Below are 15,082 nucleotides of genomic sequence, written 5' to 3' on the forward strand. Positions count from 1 at the left end.
GATGGAATGAAATTATGGAGTGGAATGCTTACAGGGGACCTGGATAAGCTAGCAGAAGAATTTAATGATTCGATAAAAATAGATAAAAGACTAGTCTTTGTTGATATAAAAGCCTCCATAGGCCATGTGAAAATGCTGGGAGCGAAAAATATCATTAGTTATGAGCAGTCCAGTCTAATAATCAAGGGTCTAGAAAATATTTACAAAAAATTAAAAGAAAAAAGCCTAGTAGTAGATGAGTCTTATGAAGACATCCACACCTATGTGGAAGCAAAGTTAATCGAAGAGATTGGCCCGGTTGCCAAGAAAATGCACACAGCAAGGTCAAGAAACGATCAGGTTACAACCGACTTTAGGCTCTATATTAGGGAAGAATGTGAAAATATAAAAAATGATCTTATTTATCTAATCAAAAGTTTACTAGACCTTGCCCAAAAAAACACAGACACAATAATGCCGGGTTATACCCACCTTCAAGCAGCTCAACCGGTAAGCTTTGCCCACCATCTTTGTGCTTATCAAATGATGGGTCTGAGGGACTTATCAAGACTTCAAGATTACAAGAAAAGACTTAACCAACTTCCCCTTGGGGCATGTGCTTTGGCAGGAACGACTTATGACATTGATAGAAATATGGTAAAAGATGAACTTGGCTTTGATTCTATAATGGAAAACTCGATAGATGCAGTAAGCGATAGAGATTATGTAATTGAGCTATCCTCAATAATTTCGATAATCGCTATCCATCTATCAAGACTCGCTGAAGAGCTTATCATTTGGTCATCTCAACCCTACTCATTTATAAGAATATCTGACAAATATTCAACAGGTTCTTCAATAATGCCCCAGAAAAAAAACCCAGACATGGCAGAACTTATCAGAGCAAAGGCAGCAAGGCTTATAGGAAACACCAACCAAGCCTTTATAATGATGAAGGCCTTAGCCCTTAGCTACTCAAAAGATATGCAAGAAGACAAAGAAAGCCTGTTCGATAGTATTGATACAATAAAGATATGTCTAAAAATTATGGCAGGTCAAATAGAAAGTCTTGAAGTCAATGAAGAAAATATGTTCGAAGCTTGCAAGAAGGGCTATCTAAATGCCACAGATGTGGCTGATTATTTGGCAAATAAGGGAGTTTACTTTAGGGATGCCCATCATATTTCAGCAAGACTAGTCAAATACGCAAGCTCCAAAGCTTTAAGTTTAGACGAACTTGACCTTGAAACTTATAAAAATGAATCGGACTTATTCGAAGAAGATATCTATAAGAAAATAGAACTTAAAACATGCGTAAACAAAAGAAAATCCTTGGGAGGACCAAACAAAACCGAAGTCCTAAGGCAGATAAATATAGTTAAAGAAAAAATTAAGGAGTATATATGAAAAAGAAACAATTTGGAATCTTGGCAATATTCTTGGCCTTTTTATTACTAGTACCAGGCAAAATATTTGCTGATGAAAAAATAGTAGATGACAATGTGATTGACCTTGGAACTAGTGCAGACTTTCCACCATATGAATACTATGAAGGAAAAAATATAGTAGGAATCGACCCAGATATAGTAAAAGCTATCGGAAAAGAATTAGGCATAGAAGTTAAGCTTCACGATATGGATTTTAACAATATCATAGCAAGTATCCAATCAGGCAAGCTTGACGGAGGAGCTTCTGGTTTTACTGTAACTGAAGAAAGAAAAAAATCAGTAAACTTTACAGAGCCTTTTGCAAAGACCAGCCAAATTATAATCAAGAGAAAGGCTGACGATATTAAATCAGTAGACGACCTTAAAAAGGGCAAAAAAATAGGTACCCAATTAGGAACTATAGGAGATACCCTAGCCAAAGGCGATTTTGGTGAGGAAAATGTCAACTCCTTTAACAAATTCCCTGATGCTATAATCTCTCTTCAAACTAAGAAGATAGACGCAATTATAATTGATAAGGAAAGTGCAAAAAGGTTTATAGCTGCTAACAAGGATCTTGAAATTGTCAATACCCCATACATGGAAGAAGAATACGCCATAGCAATAAGCAAGAACAATCCACTTCTACTTAAAAAAATGAACGAAGCGATAGAAAAACTTAAAGCCAATGGAGAAATTGATAAAATCATGGCAAAATACCAAGGAAAAGACGATGCAGAAGAATCCAAGGGTCTTGTAGGAAGGTTTAAATCAACAATAATTGACAATGGATCCTACAAATACCTCCTAGATGGACTAAAGACAACAGTTATTGTAACCGTATCATCCCTTATAATCTCATTTATCCTAGGACTTATCATAGCCCTAGTAAGGTCAGCAAAAATAGATATGGCAGACGAGCTAAGTGGATTGCCAAAATTCATTCTCCTAGCCCTTGATAAAATTCTTGGACTATTTGTAACAATAATACGTGGAACCCCTACAACTATCCAACTTTTGATAATGTTTAACGTAATACTTGCAAACCTCGATAACCTAGTCCTAGTTGCAATCATCTCCTTCGCCCTAAACTCATCAGCCTACATGGCAGAGCTCTTTAGGGGTGGAATCAACTCAGTAAACAAGGGTGAAAAAGAAGCTGCAAGAAGCTTAGGCCTATCAAACTTCCAAACTATGAAAAAAGTAGTAATGCCACAAGCTATCAAAAACTCCCTCCCAGCCCTAGGTAACGAAGTAATAACCCTCTTTAAGGAAACATCAATATCAGGCTTTATAGGCCTTGCAGACCTAACAAGGGGAGCATCAATAGTAATAAGTCAAACCTTCGATGCCGCAACTGCATACTTTTCAGCAGCTATAATTTACTTAATAATAGTAATGTTAATGGAAAAGATTTTTAAACAACTAGAGAAAGGATACCTATATGCTTAAAGTAAAAAATGTAAAAAAATCATTTGACAATCTCAAAGTCCTAAACGGCATCGACCTTGATGTCGAAAAAAAGGACGTAATCTCAATAATAGGCCCATCAGGATCTGGTAAATCTACCTTCCTTCGTTGCCTAAACCTCTTAGAAAAACCTGACTCAGGAGATATCATATTCGAAGATAAAAAAATCAACGATGAAAATGTAGATATCAACAAACTAAGAGAAGAAATAGGCATGGTATTTCAAAACTTTAACCTCTTTTCTAATATGTCTATCATTGACAACCTAACCCTCGCTCCTGTAATGAGAGGGAAAATGAACAAAAAAGAAGCAGAAGATGAGGCTTTGAAATTACTAGAAAGAATAGGCCTTGCCAGCAAAAAAGACGTCTATCCAGTAAGCCTATCAGGTGGACAAAAACAAAGGGTTGCAATAGCAAGGTCCCTTATGATGAAACCAAAACTAATGCTTTTCGATGAACCAACCAGCGCCCTCGACCCAGAAATGGTAGGAGGAGTATTGGAACTTATGAAAGAGTTAGCCAATGACGGAATGACCATGGTAGTAGTAAGCCACGAAATGGGCTTTGCAAGAGAAGTATCCAACAAGGTAATCTTTATGGATAAGGGAGAAGTAGTCGAAAGGTCAACAAACCCTGAAGAATTCTTCAAAAATCCAAAAGAAGAAAGAAGCAAACAATTTTTGTCCATGGTTTTATAAAAAAATTTGACAAAGATAAAAAATAAGTGTATTATGTAAAGGTAATACACGAGCGGGATTGGCGGAATTGGCAGACGCGCAAGACTAAGGATCTTGTGACCGATTTTAAGGTCGTGGAAGTTCAAGTCTTCTATCCCGCACCAAGATTTTAAAAGAAACGTCGAGAAATTAGCGTTTCTTTTTTTTAGGAAATTGTGCTGGGAAAGTATCATTTACTTTAACCAGTGCTATTTATTATACAGAAATTTTTAGCACTGAGATTATTTAGTTTCCCAGTGCTTTATTTACTAGTTATTAGCTGATGGATGAACGTAGTATTCATCTGATATTTCTTTGAGGTTTTCTTCTTGAAATTTTTCAAAATTAATTTTATCTGCTTCTTCTTGACTAATATAAATATGCATCATTTCTGATTTTGAATCTTTGCCATATTTATCAGTAAATGTTGAAGTTGCATTTAAGACAAAGTAATTGAATTTAATATTGTTTTCTTTCATGAGTTTTAACGCGTTTATTGTTTTTATGTTTTGTTGTTTGATTGCTGAGTTTATGTCCCATACGGTATTTGGATCAACATAAGTATTGAGTGTTACTTGCCTTATGCTACCATCTTCAGATTTGTCAATTTTTTGAGATTCAAATTGTTCTCCACCCACTCTTTTTAGGATATTTTCAATTTTTTGCTCATCAGTCATATCGCTCGTTATAGCATATTCTTCTTTTTTTTCTTCTTTCTCTTCTTTCTTTGGTTCTTCTTTCTTTACCTCTTCTTGCTTTTCTTCTACCTTCGCTGGTTGTGAATTATTTTTTTTATCCTTGTCCTTTGGACCGAATATCGCTCCTATTACGATTAGTGCGGCTATAACTATAAACCATTTTCTTTTGTAGATAGGTTTCTTCTCTACATTACTATTTTTCATAAATTCCTCCTTAATTTTTATATAAAGCCTCTCGGCTATATATCGATATTTTTTATCTCTCTGATTATTTCTTAAATATTTACAGAAAATTTTCTTTTATATAGGTTATTGGTAAAAATATTATCAAAAGCTTGATAATTATGGTGTTTTTATCTCGTTTTGCCTTGCTAATATATATTTTAACTAAAGATAAAAGAATTTCGCCTATATTTATAATAGGTAAATATTCTAATAGAAGTTATATAATTCATTTAACTTCATCTTCAAATATAAAACGATTCCTACAGTTTTCGTAAATATCCAAAAGAAAACAATAGTAATAACTTCACTAAATTTATTATAACACATTTTCTAAGAATAAAAAAAGGATTTCACTTCCCTTTATTTACTTCCCTAATACTACGAGCATGTAATTTAGTATTATAGTAAAAGAAAATTTCAAATATACTTATAACTAATACTATTCTCTAGATTTATCACATACATGTAGTACAATGTAAACAAACGAGGAGGGTTTTATGAGTGTAGTTTCATTAAGATTAAATGAAGAAGAGAATAAGCTTTTTAGAACTTATTCCAAGCATACTGGGAAAAGTCTATCTGAATTATTCAAAACTGCTTTAACTCAACAAATTGAAGATGAACTAGATTATTCAAGTGGAATAAAGGCCTTGGAGGAGTTTAATAAAAATCCTAAGACTTACAGTATTGATGATTTAATTTCGGAACTTGAAAATGACTTATAGGCTTTTGATTTCTGATGATGTAAGAAAAAAAATTAAGAAGATGGATAAGTATTTAGGCCTTATTTTAGCTAAAGATATGAAGGCTAAATTAGACGGACTTGAAAATCCCAGAAGTATAGGCAAGGCTCTTCTTGGTCAATATAAGGGACTTTGGAGATATAGAATAGGTAATTATAGGGTGATTTGCGACATAAGGGATGATGAACTTATTGTTTTAGCGATTGATATTGGACACAGAAAAGAGATTTACAAGTAGGGCAATATGCAGTTTTTTTTATAGAGTAAAAAGTAATTCTTTTAAAAAATAAGGGGAGATATAAATATTAACAGACAATCGTACTTTTTTGGTGCGATTTTTTTTGATATTTTATATTTACATTTTGTTTTTTATAATATTTATAATTTCTCAATACTAATAAGCCTTACTTATGATATAATTAATTAGAGGTATATATGGAAAGAAAATGTTATGCTAAGGTTAATCTTAGTCTGGATTCTCTTTACAAAAGAGAAGACGGTTATCACGAGATTGATAGCCTCATGACTAGGATTAGTCTTTATGATAAGTTAATAATAAATAAGAATAAGGAAAAGAAGTTTTCCTACAAGTCGAATATCGAAGGAATTTGTCCCTTGGAGGAGAATTTAATCTACAAGGCTTGGGCTCTCCTAAAGGATAGGGTTGATGATAATGGAGTTGATGTAACTCTAATTAAAAATATTCCCCTTGCAGCAGGTCTTGCAGGGGGCTCTACTGATGCGGCTGAGATGATCAAGGCCTTAAATGAGCTTTGGGATTTGGGCCTATCACAAAAGGAAATGATGGCTTATGGCAAGAGTCTTGGAGCCGACCTTCCCTTCTTTTTTATAGAAGAAAACGCTAGGGCTCAGGGCATTGGCGAGATTCTTACTCCCTTTACGAATAAGCTTAATATGAAGCTTCTTTTAGTAAATGATGGTACAGAAATATCTTCTGCCTTTGTCTATAAAAGGATGGCAGATTATGGAGTTATCGATAACGATAGGCTTGTATCCAAGCTTAGTAAGGGCGATGCTTCTGCTATTAAAGATTTTAGAAATGTGATGGAAGATGTTATTTTTGATGCCTTCCCACATTTGAAGGAGATTTGTGGAAAGTTAAGAGAACTTGGGGCGGAAAATGCCTTGGTAAGTGGGTCTGGGGCTAGTATTTTTGGAGTATTTACTGACGATGACCTCCTTGATAGGGCCTATGAAGAAATAAAAGATGACTACAAGACCGTCCTTAAAGTGGAGCTAGTAGATGACTAGGATTGGAGTGTTTGACTCAGGCCTAGGTGGCTTAACCGTCCTAAGAGAGCTTTCTAAGACTAACAAGGCCCAATATTTTTACTTTGGCGATACTTTAAGAGTTCCTTATGGGGGAAGGAGTAGAGAAGAGCTTATTGGCTTTGCTTGTGATATAGTGGATTTTTTGGAAAAATTTGATATCGACTATTATGTCATAGCCTGCAATACTCTTTCTGTTACTGCTAAGGATTTTCTGGTTGATAAGTACAAGAAGAAATTTATTCCCATCACCCAAATGGGACTTAGGGCAAGCGAGACTTATGGGGGGTCTTTCCTAGTTCTAGGGACAAAGACAACTATAAATAGTCATTTTTATAAAAATAATTTGGAAAAGATTCCTGGAAATATTGTCTATGAGAAGGCAGCTACTAAGCTTGTAGATTTCATAGAAAGTGGGAATATGGCTTCAAGTGAATTAGAGACTTACATAGATTCATATATTTCTCTTGCTAATGAGAAAGAAATTGCCAACATAATCCTTGCCTGCACTCATTATCCAATAATAAAATCCAAAATTGAAAATAGATTGACTTACAAGGCAAATATCATTGATCCAGCGATTTTTGCTGCTGACTATCTTAGAAGCGATGAGGATAATTTGGATATAAATATTTTTATGACCAAGAAGACCTTGGCGACAGAGACTTTGATTCCACAACTTATAGATGGATCCTATAAGCTAACTTATCTTGAGGAGTTTTTATGATTTTTGCAATAATGGATATAGGAAGTAACACAATTAGGTTGTCAGTTTACAAGCAAGTAGTAGATAAGGCTATTCATCTTTTCAGTGAAAAGGAGCAAGCTTCTCTGAGAAATTATGTAAAAAAGGGTCAATTAACAGAAAAAGGCATAGATAGGCTTATTTCTACCTTGAGGAAGTTTAAGTCTATTATTACGAATTTCGATGATATTGATAGCATCCATCCTTTTGCGACAGCTACCATAAGAGATGTCGCCAATAGATCAGAAATTCTTAGGAGGGTAAAGGATGAACTAGACCTTGATATAGAAATTCTTTCAGGAGAAGATGAGGCGAGGTTGTCTTTTCTTGGAGCTAGTAAGTCCGTCGATGTAAGCGAAGGAGTCCTAACAGATATAGGAGGTGGCTCATCCGAGGTCGTTATTATTGATCAAGCTAAGGTCATCAAGACTGTATCCTTGGCCATAGGCTCTCTTTCTGCCTTTAATGATTTCGTAAATGGCTTATTTACCAATAAAAAAGAAAAAAAGGCTATTGATAGGGAAGTTAAGCTTTTGCTTGGAGAAAACAAGATGTATAGGGAGGAGCAATCAGTCCTTTGCGCTGTTGGAGGTTCTGCGAGGGCTTCTCTAATTTTTTATAATGAGTTTTATAATCTATCTGCCTATAATTCAACCATGAATGCCAAGAAATTTGATAAGATGCTAAAGGAGATTCTCCTCATGCCTGAAAGAGAAATCCTAGATAAGATTCTTGAAGTTAAGGCGGACAGGGTTCATACCTTGATTCCGGGTATGGTAATACTAAATAGACTAGCAAAATATTTTTATGTAAGTGAAATAAATATCAGCCAAACAGGCGTTAGGGAAGGGTACGTATATAGCAAGTTATTAGAAAGGAAATAATATGAACGACGTATCTTTTACACAAAATAGGGAATTGTCCTGGCTTAAATTTAACGACAGAGTTCTTGAAGAGGCGGCGGATAAGTCTGTGCCCCTCCTAGAAAGATTGAAGTTTCTGTCAATTTTCGATACTAATCTTGAAGAGTTTTTCATGGTTAGGGTTGGCTCTCTTACAGACTTATCCAAACTTTCCAAAAAGGCCATTGACTCTAAGTCAAACCTTACACCAAAAGAGCAGCTAGATAAAATTCTAGCCTATTTGCCAAAATCTTACTCTAGAAAAGATGAAGTGTATTTCGATATCCTAGAGGATATGAAAAAAGCAGGTCTTTTTATATCGAAGCTTTCGGATCTAGATGAGAAAGATAGATTGGCTTGCAAGAATTATTTCGATACTAAAATCGAACCAATCCTAAATTTCCAACTAATTGATAGGACCCATCCTTTCCCTAGACTCCCCAACTTGTCCATAGTTATAATCTTTGACTTAGTTTCTCAAGAAAAAAAGAAAAAAGAAAAAATTGGCATAATCTACTTGCCAGATAGGATAGACAGGTATTTAAAGCTAGCTGACAATCATTTTGTCTTGATTGAAGATATAATAGAAGTATTTGCCTATAATTTATTTTACAAGTACCAAATAGAAAGGTCCTATGCTATATCCCTCACAAGAAATGCGGATATCAACTACAATGACGATGATTATGAAGTTGACCAAGACTTTAGGGACTATATGAAAGGAAAACTAAAGAAGAGAAAGAGGCTTCAACCTGTTAGGGTCGAAGTCGATAGACCCCTTTCTGAAACCTCCCTAAAATTCTTGACCAAGCAATTTAATTTAAGCAAGGAATCAATCTTTGTAACCAAGTCCTTGATTCAGTCTGATTTTATATATGATTTGATAAAGGACCTCCCGGAAAGCTTTAGAAGGGAAAACTCCTACGAGGAATTTTCTCCTCAAGAATCTATCTATATTGACGAAAAAGAATCCATTATTAAACAAATAGAAAAATCCGACAAGCTCCTATCCTTTCCTTATGAGTCCATGGATCCACTTATTAGACTCCTAGATGAAGCAAGTAATGATCCTGATGTTATATCTATTAAGATTACCCTTTATAGGATAGCCAAGGAAAGCGAAATCGCCAAGGCCTTGATTAGGGCAAGTGAAAATGGGAAGGATGTCATAGTCTTAATGGAGCTTAGGGCAAGATTTGATGAAGATAATAATATCCTTTGGTCTTCAAGGCTTGAAAAAGCTGGATGTAATGTTGTATATGGTTTCGAAAACCACAAGACCCACTCTAAGGTCTGTCTAATAACAAGGGTTGATAAGAATGAGGAAATTTCCTATATCAGCCAAATAGCCACAGGCAACTACAACGAAAAAACTGCCAAGCTTTATACAGACTTCTCCTTAATGACCTCCAACAGGCAAATAGGAACTGACGCCAAGGAAATTTTCGATAATATCCTAATAGGCAATCTAGATGGAGATTACAAACATCTCTTGGTAAGCCCGAAATCTATGCAAGAAGGTCTTGATAAGCTTATAGATGAGCAAATAAAGGCCCAAAAGAAGGATGGAAATGGTTATATAAGGCTAAAGATGAATTCGATTTCTGATAGGAAGTTGATAGATAAATTATCTCATGCGAGCAAGAAAAATGTCAAAATTGATATGATGGTTAGGGGGATCACTTGCCTTCTTCCTGGTATAAAGGAAAGAACTGAAAATATAGAAATTTATCAGATAGTAGGAAGATTTCTAGAACATCACAGGATTTATCAATTTGGCAAGGGGGAAGATGCCAAAGTCTACATCTCATCTGCTGATTTTATGACTAGAAATATTAGAAACAGGATGGAAGTAGCTGTTCCTATCTACGCCCCAGCCATAAAAAAACGCATAATCGACTTTCTAGACCTTATGTTTGCCGATGATGTAAAAATCAGAAGGCTTAGACCTGATGGTGACTATGAGAGAGTAGAAAATAAGAAAAAGCTCATAGCCCAAGAAAGGCTAATAGAACTAGCTAAGCAAAGAAGCAAAAAAAAGGCTTTACTCCTTGAAAAACAAATAGAAGAAAGACCTAGACCTAAGGCTATCAGTCAAAAGAAAGATATAGAAAGTCATACAAACAAAGAAAAAACCAAGGGCCAAAAGCTTAAAGATTTTTTCAAAAATTTATTCAAATAAGATAAAAAGTTAGTAGGGTAAGTTTGCTTTACTAACTTTTTTAGTGAAAACTATTTGCTGGTTGTTTAGCGAGAAATCCCTCCTATCTAATAAAATAAGTCGTTTATTAATTGAAAGAAAAAATTTTGGTGAAAACTTATCAAAATCTTTGAAAATACTTAAAATTGCCCTATTATTTTTTTCATATCCGTGTTATAATAAATATAAGAATTTAGTAATCTAAAGTAAACTTGATAGATTGAAATATATCTGTTAATTTTGCAAAGGATTGCTTATCCCAGTAGATTTTACAAGACAAATATATTGAAATAAATAGAGGAAGGTTATGTCTAACAGAGGTATCAGAGAGCTAAAGAGAAAGAAGAGAAGGCTACAGAAAAATAGAAGAAGAAAAATCCTAGTTACCGGTCTAGCTAGTCTAGCCCTAATCATAGGTTTGAAGGTTTTTACAAGCAAAGATGACGATTTCACTATCCAAAGACCAGCCGAATATAGACAAGCAGAGGCGGCAGATGGAGATGAAGAAAAAGAAGAAAAAAACATCAATGGAGATACTATCCACATAGCTACCAAGCATGGTTTTAAGGATGTCAAAATTGATGATGATAAAAGAATAGATGACGATAAGTATGAAGATACTTTGATAAAGTACGTCCAATGTGCAAAAACTCAATATGCCTACCAATATCCAAATGATTACTCCAAGACAGAAAAGTTTGTCAAGGAAGGTGATTATTTGCCTTATTATGGAACTGAAAATGGTTTTTCTAAAATTAAATTAGATGACTCTTTTTACTATGTAAACAAATATGGCCTAAGAGAGCTTGATGATGACAAAGAAATCAAGGTCGTAAATGGTATAGCCTATGTTAGCGCTGAGTATCCTCTACCGAGTGATTTCAATCCAGGAGTAGATAAAACTGCCAAGCGTGCCTTCGAGACCATGCGTCAAGATATGGAAAGAGAAGGACTAAGCCTAAAGATTGCATCTGACTACAGGGACTATGAACTAGAAAAGAAAATGAAAGATGCTGGTGAAGTCGATAGCGAAGAAGCAGGATGTAGCGAGCACCAACTAGGTCAAGCCTTCGACTTTTTCACAGAAGGAACTAAGTACAATGATAAGTTTGTAACAACAAAAGAGTACAAGTGGCTTTGTGAAAGTGCTTACAAGTATGGTTTCATAGAAAGATATCCTGCCGATAAGCAAAAGATTACAAAGCATGCTCCTATGCCATGGCACTTCAGATTTGTTGGTGTGGAAAATGCCAAGGAAATCTATGAAAATGATTTAACCCTTGAAGATTATTTAAAGATAAAATAATTGTAATTTGCGAATATTTCGATATAATATATATGTCAAAATGAAAATTAAATAAGGAGAATTATATGAAAGCAATTAATACAAATGATGCTCCAAAAGCAGTGGGAGCTTACGTTCAAGCAATCGCAACAGATAATCTAGTATTCACTTCAGGACAACTTCCAATTGATCCAAAAACAGGTGAATTGGTTACAGAAATTAAGGCTGCTACAAAACAAGCCCTAACAAATGTTGAAAACATCTTAAAAGAAGCTGGATCAGGAAAAGATAAAGTTATCAAATGCGTTGTTTATCTAAACGATATCAATGACTTTGCTGCTTTCAACGAAGTTTATGCAGAATTCTTTGGTGATCACAAACCAGCTAGATCAGCTTTTGAAGTAGCTAATCTTCCACTCAATGGATTACTAGAAGTCGAAGCTATAGCTAGTCTATAAGTAATAACGAACGGCAGTTTGACTGTCGTTTTTTTAATATAAATAAGGAGAAGCTAATGGAAGATAAATTAATAATTGATCAGATAAATAATCAAAAGCCTAAGATAATTGAAGAAAGAAGGCACTTGCATAAGCTTGCTGAAGTCTCAGCTAAGGAATTTAAGACTTCTGCCTACCTAAAAGAAGAAGTAAGAAAATTAGGTCTTCCTATAGTAGAGGTAGAGGGTACAGGCTTTTTTGCTATATTAGATACAGGCAAAGCTGGAAAGAGCCTTGGCCTTAGGACAGATATTGATGCCCTTCCGATTTGTGAAAGCAAAAATAATCTCAAAAATCCTAGATTAGTCCTATCAGATGATCCTAATGTTTTTCATGCTTGTGGCCATGATGGTCATATGGCAACCCTACTTGCTTCAATGAGAATCCTAGTCAAAAATAAGGATAAGCTAAATGGTAAGATTTATTTTATCTTTGAAGAAGGTGAAGAAAGTGGAAGTGGAATCTTTCCTATGATAGATGGCCTAAAAAACGAAAATATCGACGCCTTCTATGGCAATCACCTAGCAAGTTTTCTAAAAACTGGTGAGATTTCCTTCCATCCCGGTCCAATAATGGCTGGCTTTATTATGGTAGATTTCACAGTTAAGGGTGTAGGTGGTCATTCATCAAGACCTGATAAGGCAATTAGTCCAATTTTTGCCCAAGCTGCTATCATCCAATCCCTAGCTTCAGCATGGGTTAATAGACTTGACCCAACCAAAACTGTAACCCTTGGTCTTAGCACCATCCATGGGGGTAGTGCCCACAACGTTATAGCTAGTGAAGTAAGGGTAGATGGAACCCTAAGATACTTTGATAAGGATGAAGTAGAAAGAGCCATAGACCAAATCCAAATCATTGGAGAAAATGTCGCTAGGGCCCATGGCTGTGAATTTATAAATAGAACTGGCAGTGAAGACTTTAGCCCAGTTGTTAATGACGAAAAGCTTGCCCTCTTAATGAAAGAAGCGGTTGGTCCTTACTTTGGAGAAAATATCAAAGAAGATACAACTTGGTTTGCTTCAGAATCCTTTGAGGCCTATGGCAAGCTTGCTCCAAGCCTTTTTGCCCTAGTGGGTAGTGCCAATGAAGAAAAAGGAACAGGGGCAGAACACCATACACCAGAATTTGACATAGACGAAGATAGTCTTAATCATGCTATCTTTGCCATGGTCAAATTTGCAACAAGCTTTCTAGAAAGTTAATCAATAAGAAAATTAATCGTGTCATAGACTAGCTAAAGTTGTTTATGACACGATTATATGCTATCATTATTTTACCAGCTAATACTAGTAGCTATTTTTAGTGAATTATTATCATAGTTTTTCAAAAACACTAGGACAAATTTTATTTAATCAGTTTTTCTTTTTCAAACTAAGTAAAAGACATTTGCCTAAAAGCCCCAAGGCCAAGTAAATAAAATAGCCAAGCTTCATTTGACTATGCTTAATAAGTTAATATAATTAAAGAGTAAATTTTTTAATATTTGCAATTTTTTTATTTTAGGAGGAAAAATGAGCACACTTGTTTTTCAGTCAGACTTCGGTCTAGGTGATGGTGCAGTTTCAGCTATGCACGGGGTAAGCTTCATGGTAAATCCAGACCTTACTATTGATGATTTAACCCATGAAATTGAACCATATAATATTTTTGAAGCTTCCTATAGGATATTACAAACAATCAAGTATTGGCCTAAGGGAACAGTTTTTGTATCTGTTGTTGATCCTGGTGTAGGTTCTGCTAGAAAATCCATAGTTGTTAAAACAAAATCTGGTCATTATCTCGTTACTCCAGACAATGGAACTATCTCCCACATAGCTAAGTATATTGGTCTTGAGTCAGCAAAGATAATAGATGAAGTCAAGGATAGACTTCCTTTTTCAGAAAACTCTCATACTTTTCATGGAAGAGATGTTTACGCCTATAATGGTGCAAAACTAGCAAGCAATCCTCTTTATTATGATAGTTTGATGGAAACTGATCTAGATAGCCTTGTCTACAATGAAATAAAAGATGCTAAGATTAATGGAGATGTTATTGAAGGAACAATTGACATCCTTGATATTAGATTTGGTTCTCTATGGACTAATATTAGCCTTGATCTTTTGAAGAAAATGGATATTAAGCAAGGAGATACTATCAAGGTAACTATCTTTAATAAAACAATCAAAAAATACGAAAATCAAATGACCTTTGGTCACTCTTTCGCCGATGTTGGACTTGGAGAAACTATTGCCTATATCAATTCACTAATCAATTTGGGTATAGCTATCAATCAGGCATCGTTCTCTGATACTTATCAAATAGCTACTGGTAATGATTGGACTATTTTTATAAGAAAGGAATACTAATGAAAAAAAATAATTCTATAACAAGCATTGTAGCCATAGGTATTGGCGCAGCTGTATTTTTTATTTTGGGAAGATTTTTGTCTATTCCAATAGGCTTTATACCAAACACTTCCCTAGAAACAACCTATCCCTTCCTAGCCCTAATGTCAGTTCTCTTTGGACCTTTTGCTGGTGCCTTGATAGGTCTTATTGGTCATGCTATTAAAGACCTTTTGACTTATGGTTTGTGGTGGTCATGGGTGATTTCATCAAGTGTTACTGGCTTTGGCTATGGCCTTGTAGGCAAGAGCTTGAATGTAAATAAGGGAGAATTTTCCCTAAAAGACCTTGTTAAATTTAATCTTGGTCAAATCATAACAAATATTGTTGCTTGGGCCCTAGTAGCTCCATGTCTTGATATTTTAATTTACTCAGAACCAGCCAATAAGGTATTTACCCAAGGTATTGTATCGGCAGGACTTAATTCTATTGCAGTAGCTATACTTGGATCTATCTTGTTGACAGCATACGCTAAGAGCAAAACAGCAGACAATTCCCTAAGCAAGGACTGAT

Annotated in this window: 15 protein-coding genes and 1 tRNA gene; 15 read left to right on the plus strand and 1 reads right to left on the minus strand. The window is 35.0% G+C overall.

The features are described from left to right. Positions 1-6 precede the first annotated feature (6 nt). The 4 genes from argH to HMPREF0077_RS06515 all read left to right on the plus strand — a co-directional run bounded on the left by argH (position 7) and on the right by HMPREF0077_RS06515 (position 3,719). Positions 7-1,386, plus strand: a complete 1,380-nt coding sequence (gene argH / locus HMPREF0077_RS06500; protein ID WP_004837204.1) for an argininosuccinate lyase — start codon at positions 7-9, stop codon at positions 1,384-1,386. Next, positions 1,383-2,858 carry an ABC transporter substrate-binding protein/permease gene (locus tag HMPREF0077_RS10460; RefSeq protein WP_004837205.1) on the plus strand — a complete coding sequence of 492 codons (1,476 nt, stop codon included), beginning with the start codon at positions 1,383-1,385 and terminating at the stop codon, positions 2,856-2,858. The genes argH and HMPREF0077_RS10460 overlap by 4 nt, the downstream gene beginning before the upstream one ends. Then, on the plus strand, positions 2,851-3,576 hold the full coding sequence (locus HMPREF0077_RS06510) for an amino acid ABC transporter ATP-binding protein (RefSeq protein WP_004837206.1): 726 nt from the start codon (positions 2,851-2,853) through the stop codon (positions 3,574-3,576). Before HMPREF0077_RS10460 ends, HMPREF0077_RS06510 begins: the two co-directional genes overlap by 8 nt. 52 nt (positions 3,577-3,628) lie before the next feature. Further along, positions 3,629-3,719: transfer RNA gene (locus tag HMPREF0077_RS06515), tRNA-Leu, on the plus strand. A gap of 144 nt (positions 3,720-3,863) precedes the next feature. Here the strand turns inward: HMPREF0077_RS06515 and HMPREF0077_RS06520 are convergent. Continuing rightward, positions 3,864-4,496 (minus strand): hypothetical protein, encoded by a 633-nt coding sequence (locus HMPREF0077_RS06520; protein ID WP_004837207.1) that lies wholly within the window; start codon positions 4,494-4,496, stop codon positions 3,864-3,866. A 518-nt stretch (positions 4,497-5,014) separates the two neighbouring features. On the opposite strand from HMPREF0077_RS06520, the gene relB reads away from it, so the two are divergent. From relB to HMPREF0077_RS06575, 11 genes are all read left to right on the plus strand, one after another. Further along, positions 5,015-5,242: a type II toxin-antitoxin system RelB family antitoxin gene (gene relB / locus HMPREF0077_RS06525; RefSeq protein ID WP_004837208.1), complete on the plus strand. Its 228-nt coding sequence runs from the start codon at positions 5,015-5,017 to the stop codon at positions 5,240-5,242. Then, complete coding sequence (locus tag HMPREF0077_RS06530) at positions 5,232-5,498, plus strand: type II toxin-antitoxin system RelE family toxin (protein WP_004837209.1); 267 nt, start codon at positions 5,232-5,234, stop codon at positions 5,496-5,498. The genes relB and HMPREF0077_RS06530 overlap by 11 nt, the downstream gene beginning before the upstream one ends. A gap of 197 nt (positions 5,499-5,695) precedes the next feature. Continuing rightward, entirely contained in the window at positions 5,696-6,532 is an 837-nt protein-coding gene (ispE, locus tag HMPREF0077_RS06535; protein ID WP_004837210.1) for a 4-(cytidine 5'-diphospho)-2-C-methyl-D-erythritol kinase, read from the plus strand. Next, the gene (murI, locus tag HMPREF0077_RS06540; RefSeq protein ID WP_004837211.1) at positions 6,525-7,277 is read left to right on the plus strand and encodes a glutamate racemase; all 753 of its coding nucleotides are present in this window, start codon (positions 6,525-6,527) and stop codon (positions 7,275-7,277) included. Before ispE ends, murI begins: the two co-directional genes overlap by 8 nt. Continuing rightward, positions 7,274-8,179 (plus strand): Ppx/GppA phosphatase family protein, encoded by a 906-nt coding sequence (locus tag HMPREF0077_RS06545; RefSeq protein ID WP_004837212.1) that lies wholly within the window; start codon positions 7,274-7,276, stop codon positions 8,177-8,179. The genes murI and HMPREF0077_RS06545 overlap by 4 nt, the downstream gene beginning before the upstream one ends. A gap of 1 nt (position 8,180) precedes the next feature. After that, positions 8,181-10,379, plus strand: a complete 2,199-nt coding sequence (locus HMPREF0077_RS06550) for an RNA degradosome polyphosphate kinase (RefSeq protein WP_004837213.1) — start codon at positions 8,181-8,183, stop codon at positions 10,377-10,379. A 325-nt stretch (positions 10,380-10,704) separates the two neighbouring features. Continuing rightward, positions 10,705-11,703, plus strand: a complete 999-nt coding sequence (locus tag HMPREF0077_RS06555; protein ID WP_004837214.1) for a M15 family metallopeptidase — start codon at positions 10,705-10,707, stop codon at positions 11,701-11,703. 65 nt (positions 11,704-11,768) lie between these two features. Beyond that, on the plus strand, positions 11,769-12,140 hold the full coding sequence (locus HMPREF0077_RS06560) for a RidA family protein (RefSeq protein ID WP_004837215.1): 372 nt from the start codon (positions 11,769-11,771) through the stop codon (positions 12,138-12,140). Positions 12,141-12,196: 56 nt separating this feature from the next. Next, positions 12,197-13,384: an amidohydrolase gene (locus tag HMPREF0077_RS06565; RefSeq protein ID WP_004837216.1), complete on the plus strand. Its 1,188-nt coding sequence runs from the start codon at positions 12,197-12,199 to the stop codon at positions 13,382-13,384. Between the two features lie 309 nt (positions 13,385-13,693). Next, positions 13,694-14,530 carry an SAM hydrolase/SAM-dependent halogenase family protein gene (locus tag HMPREF0077_RS06570; RefSeq protein ID WP_004837217.1) on the plus strand — a complete coding sequence of 279 codons (837 nt, stop codon included), beginning with the start codon at positions 13,694-13,696 and terminating at the stop codon, positions 14,528-14,530. Further along, entirely contained in the window at positions 14,530-15,081 is a 552-nt protein-coding gene (locus HMPREF0077_RS06575) for an ECF-type riboflavin transporter substrate-binding protein (RefSeq protein ID WP_004837218.1), read from the plus strand. The genes HMPREF0077_RS06570 and HMPREF0077_RS06575 overlap by 1 nt, the downstream gene beginning before the upstream one ends. Position 15,082: the final 1 nt, after the last annotated feature.

The organism is Anaerococcus tetradius ATCC 35098, assembly GCF_000159095.1.
Taxonomy (GTDB): domain Bacteria; phylum Bacillota; class Clostridia; order Tissierellales; family Peptoniphilaceae; genus Anaerococcus; species Anaerococcus tetradius.